19 protein-coding genes and 1 other annotated feature are annotated in these 21,807 nt (G+C 45.4%); of the genes, 4 read left to right on the top strand and 15 right to left on the bottom strand.

The window, feature by feature from the left end:
* Window positions 1-37: 37 nt before the first annotated feature.
* From A8140_RS02860 to A8140_RS02850, 3 genes are all read right to left on the bottom strand, one after another.
* Window positions 38-673 (bottom strand): alternative oxidase, encoded by a 636-nt coding sequence (locus tag A8140_RS02860; RefSeq protein ID WP_005534163.1) that lies wholly within the window; start codon window positions 671-673, stop codon window positions 38-40.
* A gap of 195 nt (window positions 674-868) precedes the next feature.
* Window positions 869-1,645, bottom strand: a complete 777-nt coding sequence (yaaA, locus tag A8140_RS02855; protein WP_005534166.1) for a peroxide stress protein YaaA — start codon at window positions 1,643-1,645, stop codon at window positions 869-871.
* Window positions 1,646-1,755: 110 nt separating this feature from the next.
* The gene (locus tag A8140_RS02850) at window positions 1,756-3,255 is read right to left on the bottom strand and encodes an alanine/glycine:cation symporter family protein (RefSeq protein ID WP_005534169.1); all 1,500 of its coding nucleotides are present in this window, start codon (window positions 3,253-3,255) and stop codon (window positions 1,756-1,758) included.
* 723 nt (window positions 3,256-3,978) lie between these two features.
* Between A8140_RS02850 and A8140_RS02845 the strand changes: the two genes are divergently transcribed.
* The gene (locus A8140_RS02845) at window positions 3,979-4,164 is read left to right on the top strand and encodes a DUF3545 family protein (RefSeq protein ID WP_005426455.1); all 186 of its coding nucleotides are present in this window, start codon (window positions 3,979-3,981) and stop codon (window positions 4,162-4,164) included.
* Window positions 4,165-4,496: 332 nt separating this feature from the next.
* Here A8140_RS02845 and ung read toward each other — a convergent pair whose 3' ends face one another.
* Window positions 4,497-5,177, bottom strand: coding sequence for a uracil-DNA glycosylase (gene ung, locus A8140_RS02840; RefSeq protein ID WP_005534170.1), 681 nt, complete (start codon window positions 5,175-5,177; stop codon window positions 4,497-4,499).
* A 392-nt stretch (window positions 5,178-5,569) separates the two neighbouring features.
* Window positions 5,570-6,457, bottom strand: coding sequence for a deoxyribonuclease IV (nfo, locus tag A8140_RS02830; RefSeq protein WP_005534172.1), 888 nt, complete (start codon window positions 6,455-6,457; stop codon window positions 5,570-5,572).
* 326 nt (window positions 6,458-6,783) lie between these two features.
* Between nfo and grcA the strand changes: the two genes are divergently transcribed.
* Window positions 6,784-7,161 (top strand): autonomous glycyl radical cofactor GrcA, encoded by a 378-nt coding sequence (gene grcA, locus A8140_RS02825; protein WP_005426458.1) that lies wholly within the window; start codon window positions 6,784-6,786, stop codon window positions 7,159-7,161.
* 110 nt (window positions 7,162-7,271) lie between these two features.
* Here grcA and A8140_RS02820 read toward each other — a convergent pair whose 3' ends face one another.
* From A8140_RS02820 to thrA, 4 genes are all read right to left on the bottom strand, one after another.
* Window positions 7,272-7,931, bottom strand: coding sequence for an NADPH-dependent FMN reductase (locus tag A8140_RS02820; RefSeq protein ID WP_005534175.1), 660 nt, complete (start codon window positions 7,929-7,931; stop codon window positions 7,272-7,274).
* Between the two features lie 140 nt (window positions 7,932-8,071).
* The gene (gene thrC, locus A8140_RS02815; RefSeq protein WP_005534177.1) at window positions 8,072-9,352 is read right to left on the bottom strand and encodes a threonine synthase; all 1,281 of its coding nucleotides are present in this window, start codon (window positions 9,350-9,352) and stop codon (window positions 8,072-8,074) included.
* Window positions 9,349-10,305, bottom strand: a complete 957-nt coding sequence (gene thrB, locus A8140_RS02810) for a homoserine kinase (protein WP_005534179.1) — start codon at window positions 10,303-10,305, stop codon at window positions 9,349-9,351. Before thrB ends, thrC begins: the two co-directional genes overlap by 4 nt.
* A 20-nt stretch (window positions 10,306-10,325) precedes the next feature.
* Complete coding sequence (gene thrA, locus A8140_RS02805; RefSeq protein ID WP_005534182.1) at window positions 10,326-12,785, bottom strand: bifunctional aspartate kinase/homoserine dehydrogenase I; 2,460 nt, start codon at window positions 12,783-12,785, stop codon at window positions 10,326-10,328.
* Window positions 12,786-12,838: 53 nt separating this feature from the next.
* Window positions 12,839-12,955, bottom strand: a sequence feature (Thr leader region).
* A 442-nt stretch (window positions 12,956-13,397) separates the two neighbouring features.
* Between thrA and A8140_RS02800 the strand changes: the two genes are divergently transcribed.
* Window positions 13,398-13,868, top strand: coding sequence for a hypothetical protein (locus A8140_RS02800; RefSeq protein WP_005528648.1), 471 nt, complete (start codon window positions 13,398-13,400; stop codon window positions 13,866-13,868).
* On the opposite strand, the gene A8140_RS02795 is transcribed toward A8140_RS02800, so the two are convergent.
* Both A8140_RS02795 and A8140_RS02790 read right to left on the bottom strand, forming a co-directional pair.
* The gene (locus tag A8140_RS02795) at window positions 13,865-14,347 is read right to left on the bottom strand and encodes a putative 4-hydroxy-4-methyl-2-oxoglutarate aldolase (RefSeq protein WP_005426466.1); all 483 of its coding nucleotides are present in this window, start codon (window positions 14,345-14,347) and stop codon (window positions 13,865-13,867) included. The two genes, A8140_RS02800 and A8140_RS02795, sit on opposite strands and share 4 nt — an antisense overlap.
* Window positions 14,348-14,401: 54 nt before the next feature.
* Window positions 14,402-14,809 (bottom strand): DUF3293 domain-containing protein, encoded by a 408-nt coding sequence (locus tag A8140_RS02790; protein ID WP_005528650.1) that lies wholly within the window; start codon window positions 14,807-14,809, stop codon window positions 14,402-14,404.
* A 360-nt stretch (window positions 14,810-15,169) separates the two neighbouring features.
* Here A8140_RS02790 and arcA point away from each other — a divergent pair, with 360 nt between their 5' ends.
* A complete protein-coding gene (arcA, locus tag A8140_RS02780; RefSeq protein ID WP_005528652.1) occupies window positions 15,170-15,886 on the top strand; it encodes a two-component system response regulator ArcA in 717 nt (238 codons plus the stop codon).
* 104 nt (window positions 15,887-15,990) lie between these two features.
* Here the strand turns inward: arcA and A8140_RS02775 are convergent, their stop codons facing one another.
* From A8140_RS02775 to mnmL, 4 genes are all read right to left on the bottom strand, one after another.
* Window positions 15,991-16,440, bottom strand: coding sequence for a putative periplasmic lipoprotein (locus A8140_RS02775; RefSeq protein WP_005528654.1), 450 nt, complete (start codon window positions 16,438-16,440; stop codon window positions 15,991-15,993).
* 1 nt (window position 16,441) lies between these two features.
* Window positions 16,442-18,802, bottom strand: coding sequence for an aerobic respiration two-component sensor histidine kinase ArcB (arcB, locus tag A8140_RS02770; protein WP_005528656.1), 2,361 nt, complete (start codon window positions 18,800-18,802; stop codon window positions 16,442-16,444).
* A 223-nt stretch (window positions 18,803-19,025) separates the two neighbouring features.
* Complete coding sequence (locus A8140_RS02760; protein ID WP_005528658.1) at window positions 19,026-20,771, bottom strand: sensor domain-containing diguanylate cyclase; 1,746 nt, start codon at window positions 20,769-20,771, stop codon at window positions 19,026-19,028.
* Window positions 20,772-20,821: 50 nt separating this feature from the next.
* On the bottom strand, window positions 20,822-21,766 hold the full coding sequence (mnmL, locus tag A8140_RS02755) for a tRNA modification radical SAM protein MnmL/YtqA (RefSeq protein ID WP_005528660.1): 945 nt from the start codon (window positions 21,764-21,766) through the stop codon (window positions 20,822-20,824).
* Window positions 21,767-21,807 lie beyond the last annotated feature (41 nt).

Raw genomic sequence — 21,807 nt, 5'->3', positions numbered from 1 at the left:
AAAGAGCCGCAATCGCGGCTCTTTTTGTTTTTCATGTTTACAGCTGATGGGCTGGAAGCGTTTTGTCTTCATAGTCATCCGCGAAGCCATGGTTACGGTCACGGTGCCCCGCTTCATCTTCTCGAATCCGCAAAATCACATCTCTTAGCATCGCATCAGCAGGCAGCTTATAGTAATCAACCGCCAGAGTCGGAGCTGGTACGTTCTCCACTTCCCCACTATCAATTTTCTCTAGGTACTCTGTGTAGCTATTACATGCTTCTTCTTCGAAGTAGCCCACAACACGGTGAGCGATTTTAGAAGATAGTAGATAGATGAAGCTATACACGAGAATAAACACGCCTTGCCCAAGCAGCACGAGCAAACGCTCAATCAAACTCGGCTTGGCAATATCGAGGAAAATCATCAGGTGCATGCGCTCGTTCTCGGCCTCGTCGAGGAGTTCTCGGATCCAGCCTTCATCATCTTTCATTCGACGTAGCGCTTTGAGGTGGTTGAACATACCCGCAACCATACCGGGCACAGCTGCGATCGTTTCAAGAATCACCGCTCGCTTTGCGTATTTCTTACCGTAGAAGATGTTCAGAGTGAATTTCAGCAACTTGGTAATACGCAGTGCAACGTACTCTGATAACTTAGAGGCTTTTTTGTGTGTGAGCTTGAAGTCTGACATAGGAGAACTCCTTTATTTTTAAAGTTGCATTTAAAATACAACTTTAACTCTTCTTACTCAACTATTTTTTAATAACTAAATTTTTTATGTAATAAATGAAATTAAGATCAGTGTTCGATGAAATAAAAAAAGCCGGATAACTATCCGGCTTTTCGTTTGAATTGTTTAGCAGAGCTGAAGCTTAACTTCGCTCAATCAGTTTTGCTCTTCTCGTTTAAACACCAAGTCTGTTGGTGTCGACTCTTCTTCAACGAAGTAGTAACCCGCAAAATCAAACTTAGTGAGGTCAGCAACGCTTTCGATACGGTTTTCGATGATGTAGCGAGCCATCATGCCGCGCGCTTTCTTCGCGTAGAAGCTGATCACCTTGTATTGACCATTCTTACAATCTTTGAAGATTGGTGTGATCACTTGTGCATCTAAGTTCTTTGGCTTCACCGCTTTGAAGTATTCGTTCGATGCTAGGTTGATCAGTACGTTGTCGCCTTGCGCAGTAATCGCTTCATTCAGCTTATCGGTAATGACATTGCCCCAGAACTGGTAAAGGTTAGTGCCCTTTTCGTTCGCTAGCTTAGTGCCCATCTCAAGACGGTATGGCTGCATCAAATCAAGCGGCTTAAGCAGACCGTAAAGGCCAGACAGCATTCGTAGATGATCTTGCGCGTAATCGAAATCGGCATCTGAAAGAGTTTCCGCTTCAAGACCAGTGTACACATCACCTTTAAACGCAAGAATCGCTTGGCGCGCGTTGTCGGTAGTGAAGGTTTCACTCCACTCTTGGAAGCGACCAACGTTCAAATCAGCGATTTTGTCGCTCACTTTCATCAGTGATGACACATCGGCAGGTGTTAATTTACGGCATACCTCGATCAGCTCTTTTGAATAGCTAACCAAGTCTGGCTGAGTAAACTTCTCGGTCGCGAGTGGTGATTCGTAATCGAGCGTTTTAGCTGGAGAAACTACGATAAGCATGACTTTAACTTCCCTAATTTTGTTTTCTATTAGGGTACAAAAAAAGCCATGCATTGTCTGCATGGCTTTTTGAATCGTGTTGATAGCTTTCAACGATGATTGGACATCAATTAGCTATCTTTCTTGTTGTTGTCCCAAATACCTTCTTCTAACTGAGATTTCAGCTCAGGGAAGTCATTCGGATCAAACGTAGGCACTTTGCCTTCGCTTAGCTGACGGTTGTAGTCTTTCGCCAACTTAATCACGATGCCTGATAGCAAGATAATCGCCACCAAGTTCACAATCGCCATCAGACCCATAGAAACATCGGCCAATGACCAAACCACTGGTAGAGAAGCTAGCGCACCAAACATAACCATACCTAGTACAACGATACGGAAGATACCTAGACCCGCTTTGTGGTTGTGCTCTAGGAAGATTAAATTCGTTTCTGCGTACGAGTAGTTTGCAATGATAGAAGTAAACGCGAAGAAGAAGATTGCTACAGCAACAAAGATGCCGCCCCAATCGCCGACTTGCGAGCTCAATGCACGCTGAGTTAGCTCTATACCTGTCACTTCCGTCGCTTGGCCTACATATTCACCTGACATCAGGATGATAGCCACAGTCGCCGAACAGATAACAATAGTATCCATGAACACGCCTAGCATCTGAACATAACCTTGAGATGCTGGGTGTGGTGGGTAAGGCGTTGCTGATGCCGCCGCGTTTGGCGCAGAACCCATACCAGCTTCGTTCGAGAATAGGCCGCGTTTGATACCGTTGATCATCGCCTGTGCGATTGCGTAACCAAGACCACCAGCCGCTGCTTCTTGCAGGCCGAATGCGCTCTTGAAGATAAGCATCAGTACATCAGGAAGTTTGTCTAGGTTAGAGAACATAACGAACAGTGCTAGCACTAGGTAAGCAAGTGCCATCACAGGAACAATCAGCTCTGCTACTTTCGCAATACGCTTGATACCACCAAAGATAATGATAGCTGACAACGCGGTTACAATAAGCCCAATGATAAGCGCTGCTTTCGATACCTCTAAAGCTGGACTTTGAATTAAGCCGAATCCAAGATCAATCGTACTTCTAGGTAAGTCAAACGCATTTACCATCGCGTTTGCGATAGAGTTTGCTTGAACGGCGTTGAATACCAAACCAAAAGCGATGATTAGGAAAACCGAGAACAACACGCCCATCCAGCGCATGCCCAAACCCTTTTCCATGTAGTAAGCGGGACCACCACGGTAGTTGCCATCATCATCTTTGGTTTTGTATAGCTGCGCTAGCGTACTTTCTGCAAACGACGTCGCCATACCAAGCATTGCAATCAACCACATCCAGAAGATTGCTCCAGGGCCACCCGCAGTTAATGCAACTGCAACACCCGCCATGTTACCGGTACCTACACGTGCAGCAAGACTAGTACAAAGCGCTTGGAAAGAAGAAATACCAGCTTTGTCTGCTTTACGGCTGTTCTTAAGAACAGAGAACATGTGACCGAAGTGACGGAATTGGATGAAACCCAATCGAACGGTGAAGTAGATTCCTACACCAACAAGAAGATAAACCAGAATCGACCCCCAAAGGAGATCGTTCATCAAATTGATTAAGTCTGTCATGTGTACCTCAAAGTGAGTTGCGCCGGTCTTTGCTTCCGAGCCATCCACCAGATTGCCTGCTAAGTGTCAAAGTGTGCTTAGCTTTTTGAGTAATGTTTATTGTGCAATCTAGAATCGTAAATGTCGCTTCATGCATCCATTTTACGTACCAGCGTATTTTTTGACGGGCGGATAATGCAGCCTCGAAAGGCAAAAATCAATATGCAACAAGTAAAATAATCTTGTTGTTTTTCACTATAAAGTCACCAAAAGTTAACATAAAAGGAAAACTTAACGCTCACAAACAGCAACATCTTGTTTATCAAAATTCAACATAACTAACCCCCTCAAAATTAACAAGACGACGTATCGTTTATTTTTAATAAGGCTAGTAATCACAAGGTATCCGACAAATATTTCCTGTGTCGGTTTGTTACCATTGGATACATTTTCATCAAAGCGATGCTATGCAACCTTAGTATTCAAAAATTGAGTGAAATCTGCCCTTCGAATTAACATACCAAATCTCTTCATTTAACCGTTTTCGTGAGATCGTTCGCTTATTTTTTGTTCATTTTAAATGCATGCAAAATGTGATTCTGTGAGTATTTTTGCACGAAAATGTCATGTTACCGACACAAATGCGAAATATATCATGGTTATCCTCACGGCTATTGTGGTACTAAAAAAAACTCCACAAGGACTGGATATAACAGTTTAGATAGAAAAAGGTAAAGGTGGCTTATGGAAGGCTTTCAACTCGATGACCTATTTGGTCTGGATACTACCTCAACAACCAAATCTCGTTCGAAACCAGTGAAGCGTAAGTGGCGAGAAATTGAAGAAATGAACGATAGACGCACTTTACTCAAGGAACTGCGTGAACTCGATGTCTGCAACGACATCACTCTGGATGACATCAAACTATAATTTGTACAAAAGGCACCTAGATGGTGCCTTTTGTCTTTTATGGATAGCGAAAAAATGGGAGGATTTTGAAGCTGACTCTATTGGCATAACACCAATTCTTACCTGTTGAGAATTTCCCTCAGTTTTTACTCATAGCAATAGCCAAACAATTTCCTAGAGATTCCCACTGGATAAGAAAGTGACGAAACAAACCCTGCTTACGCAATCGTTTACTTCGCCATTTTTATGATTTAGACAAACTCAGCGTCACTCTGACGTACTCGATCGGCGAGCTGCTTGTCACGATCGCTGTACTATTTTTTCTTTCTTTATATTAAGAGGAAAAGTGGGCTTTATACCGTCATTGGCAAATGCCAATTGACCACTTCTTTCCCTTGCTGAACAAGAATCTGGTTTGCTTGTGAGAATGGCTTACTGCCAAAGAATCCTCGGTGAGCAGATAATGGTGACGGGTGCGGAGCCGTTAACACGTGATGTTTATTACGGTCGATAAAACGCCCTTTTTTCTGCGCGTGTGACCCCCATAACAAGAACACCACACCTTCTTGATGCTGGTTAATTGCTTCAATAACGCGGTCAGTAAACGTTTCCCAGCCAGTTTTCGAATGCGAGTGCGCTTTACCCTGCTCTACCGTCAATACAGTATTCAGTAGCAACACCCCTTGCTCTGCCCAACTTTGCAAAAAGCCATGCTGAGGAATTTGGAAACCTTCAATGTCCTGTGCCAGCTCTTTGTACATGTTCACTAAAGACGGCGGGGTTTTGATGCCTGGTAATACAGAGAAGCACAAACCATGTGCTTGGTTAGGGCCGTGGTAAGGGTCTTGTCCTAGAATCACAACCTTAACGTCATTGAACTCGGTAAAACGAAACGCGTTGAACACGTCTTTGGCTGGCGGATAGATAGCTTTGCCCGCCTCTCGCTCTGCTTCAACAAAATTCAAAGTGTCGACAAAGTAGCTCTGCTGTTTTTCTTCGCCGATTACATCGTGCCAAGTGGGTAACTGATTCATGGAAGGTTCCTATCCTAAAGTTTCCCTCTATTCTAACGAGCGAAACCAAAACAAACAAAAACTTACCACCAGCTTGAGACGGCTTCTCAAAAACGGATACGCGAACTGTATGCGTTGACCGGTGCGACACCTAATACAGCCTTAGATAACTAGTACCGCTAATTGCGCTGCGGCGTTCGATAGTGCCCCTGCCCTGATATATGGCGATTTGGGGTTGGTAAACGTAATACTCGTCGAGTGTGTGTCACTGGGCTCAAAGAAACTGGTCGAGACATGCTGTCATCCTCCTAACTAGCTTCGCCTAAATACCACTCTGGATTCAGGCATTTAAAACAAGCGCGAATGGCTCATGTATCTAGCTAAGAAAGAAGGATGCCAACTTCGCTGTTTCGTTACGAATTAGCGATCTCTTCGATATGGAATTTGCGCAAAGTATTGATTTCTTGCTGCCAAATATCGGGATCAATTGTCTCTAAAATCAGAGGTATACGATCAAAGCGCGGATCTTTAGCGATGTACTCAAAACAACTCCAACCGATCTCGCCTTTACCTAATGAATGATGGCGGTCAACCTTGCTAGCGAATTCAACTTTTGAATCATTTAGATGCATTGCTCTTAAATAGTGCATCCCAACAATACGATCGAATTCAGCAAAGGTATGCTCACAATCCTCTTTAGTACGCAGATCGTAGCCGGCGGTAAACGTGTGGCAAGTATCGAGACATACGCCAACACGCTCTTTGTTTTCCACTTGATCGATGATTTCAGCAAGGTGCTCAAACTTCCAACCTAGGTTTGTCCCCTGACCAGCTGTGCTCTCAATCACAGCGATCACATTGGGCACCGCTTTGTGCGCAAGATTGATCGACTCGGCGATCGTCGCTAAGCACTCTTGTTCCGACACTTTCTTTAGATGACTGCCAGGATGGAAATTCAGCAGCGTTAACCCAAGTTGATTACAACGCTCCATCTCATCAATAAATGCCGCGCGGGATTTATTCAGCTTTTCTTCTTCCGGCGCACCTAGGTTAATCAGATAAGAATCATGGGGAAGAATATGCTCTGCGCCAAAGCCAAGCATTTTGCAGTTCGCTTTGAATGCGCTAATGGTTTTCTCTTCAAGCGGCTTCGCAACCCACTGACGTTGGTTCTTGGTAAACAAAGCAAATGCATTCGCACCAATTTCGCGAGCGCGAAGAGGCGCTTGGTCAACACCGCCCGCAGCCGAGACATGAGCACCAATAAATTTGTTTCCAAACGTGTTTTTTATGTTTGTCATTTAATCACTTTAGACTTTCAGTATGGCTACCTAAATACAGGCAGTTGCGTTAGCAAGGTTAAGTTTTGAGCTCATATTGTAGTAAATTTACAACAAAACTAACTATTAAATATTTTTTATATTATCAAATAAATTGTAAATAGTATGTTTTCAAAAGTTTTATTGATTTAGCGCAAGAAAATTACCTTCAAAAAATTAAGGTTTTTGGTTGTTTTTTGACTTAAATCAATATTAAAACAATGGATATTCGCTATATAATACTTAGCTCGACAAAAATTCGAAAATTAACACCAATAATCACCACGTAAGTGGTCTAGGAGATAGTGATGATCCAAGGTATCCAAATTACTAAAGCAGCTAACGACGAACTACTAAACTCAATCTGGCTACTAGATAGCGAGAAGAACGAAGCGCGTTGTGTTGCTGCAGCATCAACTTATGAAGCAGACCAAGTTATCGCAATCAGCGACCTAGGTGACTACGAAAGCCGCGAAGTAGCAATCGAAACAGCTCCTCGCATTGAAGGCGGTCAACACCTAAACGTGAACGTTCTTAAGCGTGAAACTCTAGAAGATGCAGTTGCACACCCAGAGAACTACCCACAGCTAACTATCCGTGTTTCTGGTTACGCAGTACGTTTCAACTCGCTAACTCCAGAACAGCAACGTGACGTAATCGCTCGTACTTTTACTGAGTCTCTATAATCTCTCAGTAAACTAGCTTGCTAGAATTTAAAAAGCTTGGTCAGCAATGACCAAGCTTTTTTTGTTTCTGGATCCTTCGAGTCCCCTCCGATAGTGGCGAACTCATCTTTCTAAGGTGCGTTTCTTTGCGAAGGATCTTTCTTGAACGCTTGTGCCAACGAAGTTGGATCAAGCCTCTCTCTTTGCAATGACGCCCCTTCTGCCCACCAAATCAGTTGATGCAAAGTGCGATTCATATAGCTATCCCACTGCGCCTGATCCGACTCATCCGCAACAACACCGTGCTCATCAAACACCTCTTGTGCTTTCGGAATATGGATCATTGCCGACACGGGTAAGCATCCCAACTCGGATAAGAAAGTGCGCATCGACACTGCAGCACGAGCGCCGCCCCATTGCCCTGCAGAATAGGTCACGATAGCACTTGGCTTATAGGAAAACAGCGAGCTGCCAAAGTGATTAAGCATGTTTGCCAAAGCAGGACTCATCGAATGATTGTACTCCGGGCTAACCATCACATACCCATCCGCATGTTTGATTTTATCTGCCAACTCGCTGAGGTGCTCCGGCACTTTTGAGCGGTGATAAGCAAACTCGGGCTTAAACACATCACCAAAGTCGTAGTTCAATGGGTCAATGATTTCGACCGTATGTTGTGAGTGCTGACTCGCGATAAGTTTTTCACACGCTCTACTGACTCGCATTCCTAAACGCGCTGGTCGTGGTGGCGTACTGTCTCTGACTGAGCCAAGAAAAATCAAAAAATGCATGCTGCTCTTTCCATCTCATGTAGTTAAGTTCGTTTTTCAATCTTAAAGAGAGTTAAAACTTACTAGCAATAAAAAAGGTGAATGATTACTCATTCACCTCTCGTTATTTCTGTTTTTGCTACTTACTGTACTTTTGAAGCTTACTGCACGCGGCGCAGTACTTGTTTCAATGCGTCAAAGTCAGCGTCGAGATCTTCCGATAGCAGCTCCATCGCAGCGTGCTTCGCTAGTGGTGCAGGAAGGTCGATGTCGGATTCTAGAATATCATCCACAACTTCTTTGAACTTCGCTGGGTGAGCAGTACATAGGAACAGACCTGTTTCACCCTCTTGCAGCTGCTCTTCAAGAACGCGGTAAGCAATCGCACCGTGTGGCTCACATAGGTAGCCAAGTGCGTATAGGTCTTTCACCGACTGAGCGCTTTGCTCATCAGACACTGCACCTTTACCTAGCGTCTCCAAGCCCCACTCTTTCACGCGGCATAGCTCTTCGATACGAGGCCAATTATTTGGTTGGCTCACGTCCATTGCGTTCGATGTTGTTGCAACCGTTGGTTTCGGCGCCCACTGACCCGTTTCTAGGTAACGTGGCACAGTGTCATTGGCATTCGTTGCAGCGATGAAGCGCTTAATAGGTAGACCCAGTGCTTTTGCCAATAGACCAGCAGTTAGGTTACCGAAGTTACCGCTTGGTACTGATACCACTAGGTTTTCACGCTCTTGTTTGCTCATTTGCGCAGCTGCTTCAAAGTAGTAACAGATTTGCGCCATCAAACGGCTGATGTTGATTGAGTTTGCAGAGTTAAGACCGATCTCTTCACGCAGTGCAGAATCATCAAAAGCTTGCTTAACCAGAGCCTGACACGCATCGAAGTCTCCATCGATCGCGACAGTATGGATGTTCTTACCAAGCGTACAGAACAGCTTCTCTTGCAGTGGGCTGATTTTGCCTTTCGGATACAGAATCACAACGTTGATGTCTTCCATACCATAGAAAGCGTGCGCAACGGCTGCGCCAGTATCGCCAGAAGTTGCCGTTAGGATAGTGATCTTGCCACCGTCCGAAACTGCAGCAAGAGATTGCGCCATAAATCGACCACCAAAGTCTTTAAACGCAAGCGTTGGACCATGGAAAAGCTCCAGAGCGTAAACACCGTCTTTTACTTGGTTGATTGGCGCTGGGAATTGGAATGCAGCGTCAACCAATGCGTTAACTTGCTCTTCCGCCAGCTCATCGCCAATCAGTGCTGATAGGATTTTCGTGCTACGAGAGACAAAGTCTTCTGCCAGCAGCGCATCAACATCTTCAAATTTTGGTAATTCCGATGGGAAAAATAGACCTTGGTTACGGCCTAATCCTTGGCGAACGGCTTGGCCAAAGGAAACTTGTTCATCATTTTCTTTTATATTGTAAAGCTTCATAGCTCACTTCCTGTTACTTTCGAACCCTGTTTATCTAGACGACAAACGTGGACGAATCCTTCTTCGTTTTGTACGTAGTTCTGTTCTAACCAGCGAGCAACTCGCTCAGCGACATCTTTCTCTTTGCAAATACTGAACAGTGTCGGACCACTGCCAGAAATACCGGTTGCCAATGCACCCGCAGACGCTGCGTATTGACGTGCATTCGCAAAACCCGGAAGCAGTTTCTCACGATACGGTTCTGCGATCACGTCTTTGATCATTTTTGCAGCAAGTTCTGGCTGGCCAGAATGACACGCATGAATAAAGCCCGCAAGGTGACGACCATGAGCAATGATATCTTGTCGGCGGTATTGAGATGGTAGGATCTCACGCGCTTCTGCTGTTGATACTTTGATACCCGGATACGCCATAACCCAGAACCAATCATCAAAGCAAGGCACTTCTTGGCTGATGATACCCAACTCTTCAAGCATCAATTGCACACCACCAAGGTAACACGGCGCGACGTTATCGTAGTGAATACCACCAGAGATCTTACCTTCCATTTCTCCCATCAGCGCCAGTAACTCTGTCTCGTTAAGCGGCTGACCATGGAATCGGTTTAATGCATCTAATGCAGCAACAATAGAACATGCACTTGAGCCTAATCCTGAGCCGATTGGCATGTTCTTTTCTAGCGTCATTTCAAGTGGCTTTAGCTCAACACCTTTTTTGTCTAGCTCACGAGCAAACACCACCCAACAGTCGTAAACGATGTTCTCTTTCGACTCGGTTGGCAGCTTCTCAACAAAATCACCCGCCGTCTTTAGGCTGAACGGCTCAGCCCCAGACTTAACCAATACTCGGTCACCCAATAGTTTACCATCGACTGGAGACACCGCCGCCCCCAGAACGTCGAAACCTACGCTTACATTACCAATTGATGCTGGGGCATAAACCACTACATCCATATCACCTGAACTCATTGTCGTTATACCCCTAGCTTCCAACCTAAAGTACGCATCACATCCGAGAATACGCCAGCAGCCGTAACTTCAGTACCCGCACCGTAACCACGCAATACCAGTGGAATTGGTTGGTAGTAGCGGCTGTAGAATGCCAGTGCGTTTTCACCATCTTTGATCTTAAACATCGGGTCGTTTTCATCGACTGCAGCGATGCTTACCGTGCATTTACCATCGACAATTTCACCCACGTAGCGCAGTACTTTGCCTTCTTCTGCCGCTTTAGCTGACAGCTCTTTAAAGTAGGCGTCCGCTTCTGGTAAGCGCTCCATAAACTCTTCAACACTGCCTGAGTCGTCAAAACCTGGTGGCAGAGCTTGGTCAACCACAACGTCTTCTAGTTCTAGAGACATGCCAGCTTCACGAGCAAGGATAAGTAGCTTACGCGCCACATCCATACCCGATAGATCGTCACGAGGATCAGGTTCAGTAAAGCCATTTTGCTTGGCGATGTTGGTTGCTTCACTTAGGCTCATACCTTCATCTAACTTACCGAAGATGTATGACAGAGAGCCAGAAAGGATACCGCTGAAGCGCTCTAGTTCATCACCCGCTGAAATTAGGTTTTGTAGGTTTTCGATCACCGGTAGACCTGCGCCTACGGTTGTTTCGTACATCAGCTTACGGCGAGAGCTGCGCGCAACATCGCGAAGCTGATGGTAGTAAGACATGCTGGCTGTGTTTGCTTTCTTGTTTGGTGTAACTACGTGGAAACCAGCCGCTAAGAAATCAGCGTATTGGTTCGCGATATCTTCACTTGAAGTACAGTCCACCAATACTGGGTTGATGATGTGGTTACGTTGAACCAAAGAAATCAAACGCGCTAGGCTGAACTCTTCTGTCGCTGCCGACATACGGTCACGCCAATGCTCTAGTGGCAGACCTTCGCTATCAAGCAGAAGACCTTTACTGTTTGCCAAGCCACACACGCGAATCACGATACCTTTTTCCGCAAGCTTGGCTTGTTGACGCTCAATTTGATCCACCAGCTCACCACCAACGCCGCCAATACCAACCACGAAGACGTCTAGGAAGTGCTTAGAGTTGAATAGGTTCTCGTGACACGCTTTGATCGCTTCAGAGATTTTGTCTTCAGGAATTACGGCAGAGATAGCACGCTCAGACGAGCCCTGTGCGATAGCTACAATGTTTACGTTCACTTCAGCAAGAGATGAGAAGAAGCGAGATGCAACACCGCGTGAAGTACGCATACCATCACCAACCAAAGTGACAATAGACACATCATCAATAAACTCGACTGGTTCAAGTAGACCGTCTTTTAGTTCAAGTTCAAACGCATCCGCCAATACTTGTTGTGCTTTTGCTTTGTCTTGCGCTTCGATACAGAAGCTGATGCTGTACTCAGAAGAAGATTGAGTGATCAGAACGATAGACACACCTGCTGATGACATTGCACCAAATACTCGACTTGCCATGCCAACCATACCCTTCATACCCGGGCCAGACACGTTAACCATCGTTAGGTCGTTCAGCGTCGTGATGCCTTTGATAGCGAGGTTATCTTCGCCAGTGTCTTGACCAATCAGCGTACCCGCACCTTGTGGGTTAAAGCTGTTTTTGATCAGACAAGGAATATGGAATTGTGCGATTGGTGCGATGGTTTTCGGGTGCAGAACAGAAGCACCGAAGTAAGAAAGCTCCATCGCTTCTTGGTAGCTAAGCGATTTAAGCAGACGAGCATCTTCTACTAAGCGAGGGTCACAGTTGTACACGCCATCAACGTCTGTCCAGATTTCACAGCAATCTGCGCGCAGACACGCCGCAAGAACCGCTGCTGAGTAGTCTGAACCATTACGACCTAATGTAACTAGTTCACCTTTCTCGTTACCTGCGGTAAAGCCCGGCATAATATTCACATGGCCCTGAGGAAGAGGGTTCTGACGGAAGTTCTGAGTTGAAACTTCAACATCGACCATGGCTTCTAGGTGATCGCCTTTTGCGTAGAGGTATTCAACTGGGTCGATAAGATGCGCTGGTTGCCCTTTCGCTTCCAATACCGCTTTCATCAGCTGAATCGAAACGCGTTCACCTTTACTAATGATGCGTGCATTGACGTTGTTTGGGCACATGCCAAGAAGATTGATGCCATGAACGAGCTGGCGAAGTTGAGAAAGTGAGGTTTTAACTTGGTTATCGAAAGCTGCACCATCGATGTTTGGTAATACAACTTGGATATCTGCAAATAGAGCTTTGAAAGAGGCTTCCAGCTCATTGATTTGCAGTTCAGCTTCACCATTGCGAAGCGCACCTTCAATCACCGCTACCAGCTTGTTGGTTGTTTTGCCAGGTGCAGAAAGTACCACTGCGACTTCTTCTTGTTGTGCGTTGTTGGCGATGATATCCGCTGCTCTCAAAAAGCGATCTGCATCTGCTAATGATGAGCCGCCAAACTTTAATACTCGCATCCCTTCCTCCGATGTATCTTCTTAAATCTGTCTAAATTCTGTATAAAAAAGCATAAAAAAAGGCCTGTATCTTGTTGGATACAGGCCTTTTTTGTGAATTTCTTTCGCTCAGCAGCCTGCCCCAACATTGATCGTGTTGGTAATAATAATGGTTGTGGTCATTACTACTTGGCTGTGAGATGTCATAAATAAATATTCAACGATAATTATGTGTTTGCTTAACTCTACGTTTACCGAGTTTCGTAAACAGAGTCAACAAAAAATTGTTTATTTTCCGGCCTTGCAGAGATTTCTGCTACGCAATGTCATTGATATTTCAAAGTAATTACAAGGATTTACCGTTACAGCGGTTTGGGTTACTTTTTTGTGCACAGTTCGAGCCTCACTAAAAACCAAATCATCGAATGATCCTTGAGCCGATCTTAAACGCTGAGCACAAGATCAAAATGCCATCCTTTACTGACGTTACTTAACAAACACTTAACCGTGATCAATGTTCATAGGATCGAATTAAACAGAAAATAAATGAGCTGGATTTCATATTCTATGCTTTAATAGTGAGAAGCTTTTAGCACATACTAATAACAAAGTTAGACACAAGGAGTGGTCAACATGAAAAAATGGATTTTTCTGTTACTGTTCGTTGTGCCTGGCATTTCTGTCGCCAGTGATCTTCCGCCTTTACCGGGCAAAACTTCCTCGTCTCCACACAAACTTTTCATTTCTAGTGAAAACTACCAAACCGACAGCTTTGATGTCTGGAATATCGATGGTGGGTACGCGTATGAGCTGTTTGATTCTGTCGATCTTTACGTGGGTGCTCGCGTCAATAACTCTCCAATTCAGAATCAGAGCGGCTTTTTAAGTGGTATCAGCTATCACTTGAACGATCGCGTAACAGTAAAAAGTACGGTGCGTTCTTATAAAGGCGAAACGACAGAAGGCATACGTGAAGAAGGCAGTAGCCTTGCCGCAGAAGTATCGAGCCGCGTGAAAATCACCGAGAACTTGGATCTTCACGCCACTCTGGATTATCAAGACTGGCAACAAGGCTTTGAAGTAGGCCTAGGTTTCCGCTTCTAAAAATCCAACGCCTCTTTCGAAGTTAATACCCCATTCCAATCCGCATACACATAATGCTTAGGTTGTACGATCTGGTTTTGCATGGTCAGTGTCACGTTGACTTCTCCCATGCCACGCTTCTCAGTTTTAAACGGGCATGTACCCAATGCTTGAATACCGATGTCCATCTGTGACATCTGCGCCACATCACGAACCGCACCGTAAACGATGATACCTTCCCATCCATTTTCGATACCAAGAATCGCCAATTGATCGCCAAGCAAAGCTTTTTGACAAGAGCCGTGTCCATCCACGATCAGCACTTTTCCTGTGCCGTCTTCACTCAGTACTTCACGTACTTTGGAATTATCGTGGTAGCAGCGCACAGTGACAATTTCGCCGTGAAAGGCACTGCGTTGACCAAAGTTCTGCAATGGTAAGCTCAGCAGGGTAACTTGGTCCTCAAATTGGTCACAAATGTCTGGTGTTATGTCTCTCATAGTTCCTCCGTGAATTGTCTCATCCGAACCAACGCTAAGGTGAGTAGTATCCTTCTATACGAGTCGCGGTGTTATCGACCCTAGCTTGTGCATCACCTCTGGAGCGGAACAAGCAATCAAATAAAGTTCGTCATCAATAATGTAGTAAATCGCGTTCTGCTGGAACTTATTGGCCAACTCTACCGCCGCTTGTGGGGTTAACTCCGCAGCGTAACTTTCTTCCAACCACTCAAACGCCTGATCGCCTACCGTGACAGGCACGTACTTTACGTGGTTTAATTGTTTCTCGAGCTTATGATTACTTATGCAATTCTCTTCTTTTGACCGCAAATTACTGTAAGGGTTCCAAGCAGTTATCACTGCGTAGCTGGTAACCTGCCATTCAGCATGAAAACGGAAGAAAGACTTTGAATAAGCATTCCATAACGAAGCGTCTATGTTCGTATTACTTTTTTCTATCATAACTCTTAAACGATTAATAACAGTTACATTTCATCAATTGATGTAAATCAACAAACTGAATGGAATTAACATTTGAGCATTGTTAGCATGCTGTTAACAATATAAAATCCGCTCCATATCTTAGGGTGTTTACGTTTCAGGCCCCATAAATACTGGAATTGAAAGGTAAACAAGCCCTATAGAATAAACGTCGCCATTGGATACTGGTGAGTTGGCAAAATTCCAAGGAGGGCGGATAACTGAAAGAAGTGTTTTTTTGATCAACTTGATTTATTATCAAAATCACATTACCTGTATGTTATATTTTTGCCTAGAATTTATTCTATTAGCACAATTTTGTCACAAATTTAGGTACCGCCAATGCAAACCCCGCAGATTCTTATCGTTGAAGATGAGCAAGTAACTCGTAACACTCTTAAGAGTATTTTTGAAGCAGAGGGATACGCTGTTTTTGAAGCCAGTGACGGTGAAGAGATGCACCAAGTGTTGTCTGAAAATTCAATCAACTTGGTTATTATGGACATTAATCTTCCAGGCAAGAATGGTCTCCTTCTAGCACGTGAACTTCGCGAGCAAGCGAACATCGCTCTGATGTTCCTAACTGGTCGTGACAATGAAGTAGACAAGATCCTAGGTCTTGAAATTGGTGCTGATGACTACATCACTAAACCATTTAACCCACGTGAACTGACTATCCGTGCGCGCAACCTGCTAAGCCGCTCTATGAGCATTAACGCTGTACAGGAAGAGAAACGCTCGGTAGAAAAATACGAGTTCAACGGTTGGGTGCTAGACATCAACAGCCGCTCGCTAGTGAGCCCAGCTGGTGATAGCTACAAACTGCCTCGTTCTGAGTTCCGTGCTCTACTGCACTTCTGTGAGAACCCAGGTAAGATTCAAACTCGTGCTGATCTTCTTAAGAAGATGACTGGCCGTGAGCTTAAGCCACACGACCGTACTGTAGACGTAACTATCCGTCGTATTCGTAAGCACTTTGAATCAGTATCAGGTACACCTGAAATCATCGCGACAATTCACGGTGAAGGCTACCGTTTCTGTGGCGATCTAGAAGACTAATCTGCCCCAGTAAAAACAATAAGGGCTTGCTCTATGAGCAAGCCCTTTTTCTATCTGTAAACGAGCAAATAATACAAAAACCGTAATTAGTACAAACCTAGTGATTAGTACACCTTGTCGATTCGGATGCCTTTTTCGACTAACCAGCCTTTCTTACCTGCGTCATCCAACAACAGTGCTAAATCGACCGACTTCTCCATATCCGCCTCAATTTGCCATACAAACGCCACTTCCCACTGATTTTCGCTATGAGTACGCAGTTCGAGCAGATCACCATCGATTTCCCACTCAGAGTCACCCTGCTTGATGATCAACGAATCAACGGTCAAGTTTGCGGGAAGTTCTTTATCGGCCTTCAAGTACAGTGCACCATGCACGTTCTGTGCTTGAACTTCGCCAATGGTTGGCATTAGATTTACCCACAGATTGCTTTTCAGTTCGACATTCACCTTATTCATGGTGATTTGACTGTCCTCTTGCCAACCAACCTGAGGAGCAGAACTACAACCCGCCAGAAGCACCATTACCAGTGCTGCCGATGCAAATTTCTTCATGTTATTTCCTCTGTTCCAACCAACTTTTCAAGACTTGAATATCGTTTTGATACTCGTTTTTAATTTCTTCGACCCAATCAGAGATGTTCTCCCACCATGCTGGCATATCTGGAGACTGCGCTTTTTGAGCAACGCTTTGAATGTGTTTAAGACCAATGGAGCCCGCCGCACCTTTGATCTTATGAGCTTCGGAGACAATGCCATCTTGGTCTTTCGCCGTCATATTTGAGTCGAGCACTTCAATATAATCCGGCATCATGTCTTCGAACATCTTGATGCTATCGTACACAGGCTTCACGCCCACGATATCCACGTACGACTCTAGCATATCCAAATCAAGCAAATGGGTATTGATGACTGGTGATGGGGTCGGTGTAACATCCTCAACCACTTCAGGCTCGATAACGACTTCTTCTTGGCTTTCAATACGATTAACGAAGAACTTATCAATCACTGCCTGCATTGCCTGAACCGCAAGCGGTTTGCTGATGGCATCGTCCATACCATTATCTAGATACTCGCGACGATCTTTCATCACATTCGCAGTGAGTGCCACCAGCGGCGGCAGATTGTCGTAGTGCTCACGATAATACTTGGCGACATCAAAACCCGTCATGTCAGGCAATTGAATATCAAGCAGCGCTAAATCATATTCATCCGGTACAAAGTTCACTAGCGCCTCTTGGCCTGTCATTGCAACGGTCACGGTATGCCCCAAACTCTCAAGCAGTGACTTAGCAACGGTGACGTTCAACTCAATGTCTTCCACCATAAAAATATTCAGATGCACGTTATCGCGTTTTGCATCGACAACCGGCTCTGCGAGCCCAACAATTGGGACATGAATGGACACGGTGAAGGTACTGCCAAAGCCTTCTTCACTCGCTACGGTAATATCACCGTCCATCATGTTTATCAGCTGCTTAGAAACTGCCAAACCAATACCAGTGCCAACCGCATGCAGGTTATCTTTGCCAGATTTCACTTGATAGTACATAGCGAAGATCTTATCCAACTCTTCATCTGGAATACCGATGCCAGTATCTTCCACTTCCATGATGATGGTCGCGTAATCGTCTTCTACATCTGCGCTCACCGTCATCACTACGCCACCTTCTTTAGTGAATTTCATGGCGTTGCTAACGAGGTTCCAAATCACCTGACGCAGGCGGGTCGCATCTACTTCAATCGCTTTTGGCAACGAGCTCAGACGCTCTAGATCGAAGCGCAACCCTTTCTGCTCAGCCATCAGAGCCGAGATACTTTCGATTTCAGCGACGAAATCTTCAAAGTTCAATGGGGCTGGTAACAGCTCCAACTTACGACGGTCAAACTTGTCCATATCAATGATGTCGTTGAAGATGTTGCCTAACGTAATGGCACTAACATTAATGGTTTGCATGTGCTTACGCTGCTCTTCAGTCAACTGACTATCAAGCAACATACGGCTCAAGCCAACGATGCCATTTAATGGCGTACGCAGCTCATGACTGATCGTAGAGATAAACGTGGTTTTGTCACGGCTGGCTTTTTCTAGTGATTCTTCGTGGCGTTTACGCTCAGTGATATCACGACCGAAACCAACCAGACCAAGATGGCGGCCATCTTTGCTGTAGAACGGCACCTTGCGCAGTTCAAAGTAATGCTTACGTCCGTCAGGGTATTCCAGCCATTGTTCATAAGTAATGGCTTGATTGTCGGCAAAAACTTTTTGGTCGGTATCGACGATATGCTCCGCCACTTCTTTGCTGTAGACATCCCACGGGCTCAAGCCGACTAACTGATGCTCTTTCTTACCAGTTAGCTCTTCCATCGCGCGGTTACAGCCAGAGAAAACACCGTCAGCGTTACGGTAGTAAATCAAGTCTGGGGATGCGTCGATAAAAGAACGCAATAGTGCCGTACGCTCGGCAAGCTCAAGCTGAGTGCGTTCACGTTGGAACACTTCGTTCTCAAGATCTTGCATCGCTTCTTCGCGAGCTTCTTCTGCTTTAATGCGCTCTTCAATCTCTTGGTTGAGCTTCTCAATGTTCTGCTGTAGCTGGAAGTTCAGCTCTTGGTCACGAGAACGCATGTCTTTAAGCTTAGACACCAACTTGGTTAGTCTTTGACGTGACTCTTCTAGTTGATCGACCACCACAGACAGGAAGTACACAGCCCAAGGGGTGATCAACAAACCAAAGAACACTGAACGGACAATATCAATATCGTCGACATTGCCTTTCAGCGCTAAGGTAATCCCCACTTGCACCACAACAGCCAATGCCACCAACGCCAGCGCCAGCAATATCGAGAAACGGACAATCCCCAGCTTGACCAATAGGTCAACATAGTACTGGGCGAGATTTTTCATGGGCTTCATTCACTACTCCACGGAACAAGCTAGATATCGAACCCTGACAAAATGAAAAGCGAAACCGCTGAGCGAAGGAGCAACAACGATTTACATATTTGAAAGACACACGGATGGAGTAGCGGTGTTTCAGGGCTCATCAACGCCTCATCCTATGTGCTTGCAGTTTAACGTGTTTAATACGGTGATTTAAACTGCCTACTCTCAACTTAGAGCAAGCGGTCACAAAGCGTTAATAAGAACTTGGATGAACACTGGTGCAATCACGGCCATCAGCCTTGGCTTGGTAAAGCGCGCTATCTGCCATTGCAACGCCCATTTCTGGCTCATCACCATGATGAGGAACATAAGCGACAAAACCGATACTGACTGTCAGTCGGTCCGATGTATTTGAACTGCGATGTTCGACCGCCAGTTCGTGAATTTGCTCATGGATGCGCTGTGCGACTTTCAACGCCCCCTCCGTCGTCGTATTAGGCAGAATGAAAGCGAACTCTTCACCACCGTAACGCGCCACGCAGTCAGAAGATCGGCTCGCGACTTGTTGGAATACCGCAGCCACCTTCACTAAGGCTTCATCACCTTGCTGATGGCCGTAACAATCGTTGTAGTCTTTGAAGAAGTCGATATCACATAGCATGATTGTCAGTGGTAACTTCTCACGAATATGGTGGTACCAAAGGGTATGCAGTTGCTCATCAAAACGACGACGGTTGGCCACTTGAGTTAAGCTGTCTGAGAAGCTGAGTTTCTCTAGTTCTAAATTCGCTTCTTCAAGTTTCTGTTCAGCAAGATAACGCTCTGAAATATCACGTGCCATGATCAACACGCCATTGGTGCCAGAGGCTTTATCTTTGAACGGCGATTTCACCACATCAAACCATGTGTAGTAACCATCGGTGCTGCTCACCTTATCGATGTATCGAATTGGCTGAGTTTGTTGTAAAGCCTGTAGGTCACTCGCTTCTAAGCGGATATAGATATCCTCAGGAATGACATCTTGCAGGCGCTTACCAATCAAATCTCCCACATCGGAAATGCCGAGAGCGTTAACAAAGGGTTTATTACAAGCTTGGTAAACCATGTTTTCATTGAAGATACCGATCGAGTCCGGACTGGCATCCAGAATGGTTTGTAAGATGGTATCGCGCTGTGCCAAAGCGACTTCGGTATCTTTACGACGTTCCATCTCATCACGCAGGTTCTGCTGCATCTTATGCCATTCGGTGACATCATGGCTGATAGACAAGGTGCCGATCATCTCTCCACTTTGAGAGACTAACGAGCTCTGATTAACCTCAAGCAAACAACTTCGCCCTTGAGGATCTGTCGTCCAACGACGCTCACTTTTTCTTGTCGCGATCGGGCTAATGTTTGCAGAGCAAGCTTCTTCTCTCCGCCCCTCCCAGAAAAGGTCAAACGCTCGGTTAGTTGTTAACACTTTGCCCTGCTGATCTTGTAAGCAAATCAACTCAGATAGAGAATCGATCGCAGAGCGAGCAATGCCTAATTTTTCTAGCTCTTTCTGCTGCTCTTGAAGTGTTGCTTGGTAAGGTTGAGCGTAGATAATCCAGACACGATGACCACGCAGCACACTCTTTTTCCCAGACAGTTCAACTTTGAAGTTTTCTGTTTCAGATAATCGCCAATCAAATAATTGATGGCGGAAGTGGCGGCTAGAAAAGCTATCGAGTAGCGCCACCAGATCTTCAGTGTGAAAAGAGGCAGGATAAAGAAAGCCAGAACCTAGTGCGCGGATGCCAAGTAACTGCATCGCAGGATCGTTAGAAAGCAGTAATTGACCATGACTTGCGTCGAGTACAAGTACGGGGAATGGAGAGTCAGTAACGAGGTGTTTTAAAGCGGATTGAAATCGCAGATAAATCAGCGTAACAGTGATTACACATACCACAGAGAGCAGGACCACAAATCCGTAGTCGCCCTGCCCATCCCAGAGCCAATTGAGTAACTGATCCATTTTTCCGACCTTTAAAGCAAATCGGGAGAAATATAACAGTTCTTAATCGATCATTCTGCCCTTAATTCTGGTTTGCTATAGATGAAAGCATCACCAGTTAAGCTACCTTGTGCGCCCTCTCGGTCCAATGCGCGACCAATTTCGGTCATCGCGAGCCAACGGTTCTCACACCACAGTGGTGATAGCAAGGTTGGACGACGCGCCGCAGAAGAAACACGATGATAAATCACCTCTTTTGGCGTCATGCGGATCATTTCACTGGCGATAGCCACATACTCTTCAAGCTCAGGCGCTTCTAGCTTTCCAGCACGCCACGCTTTTGCCATAGTACTGCCTTCGACAATATGTAGACCGTGAAGCTTAATGCCGTCAGTACCGACTTCGAGCACTTTACACAGTGTCTCAACATTGTCGTCGCGTGTCTCTTTCGGCAAACCAACGATCAGGTGAGTACACACTTTGATACCAAGTGCACGAGCACGCTTGGTGATTTCTGCGTAGCACTCAAAATCATGACCACGGTTGATACGCTTGAGGGTGTCATTGTTGGCCGTTTGAAGACCTAGCTCTAGCCAAATCTCATAGCCTTGATTCACGTAATCCGAAAGCAGATCTAATACCGCATCAGGAACGCAATCAGGACGAGTACCCACACAAAGGCCGACGATATCAGCCGCTTTGAGAGCTTCTTCGTACATGTTTTTAAGAACTTGTACTTCTGCATAGGTACTTGTGTATGCCTGAAAATAAGCCAGATACTTCTTCGCTCGATGGATCTCTCCAGCGCGATCTTTCAATTGAGCGTGAATGCTTTTGATCTGCACTTCTTCGTCAGCAAACGAAGCCACATTACAAAATGTACAACCACCTCGGCCAATCGTGCCGTCGCGGTTCGGGCAGCTAAAGCCACCATGTAAAGTCAGCTTATGGACTTTTTCGCCGTAACGACGCTGAAGATCTTGGCCTAGTGTATTGACCAACTCATGTAACTGCATAGATTCTCACCAATAGTAAACCGTAATAAATCTCACTACGA

It is taken from the genome of Vibrio campbellii CAIM 519 = NBRC 15631 = ATCC 25920 (genome assembly GCF_002163755.1).
Classification (GTDB): Bacteria; Pseudomonadota; Gammaproteobacteria; order Enterobacterales; family Vibrionaceae; genus Vibrio; species Vibrio campbellii.
Note: the sequence above shows the minus strand (reverse complement) of the source record. Positions and strands in the feature narration are given on the sequence as shown.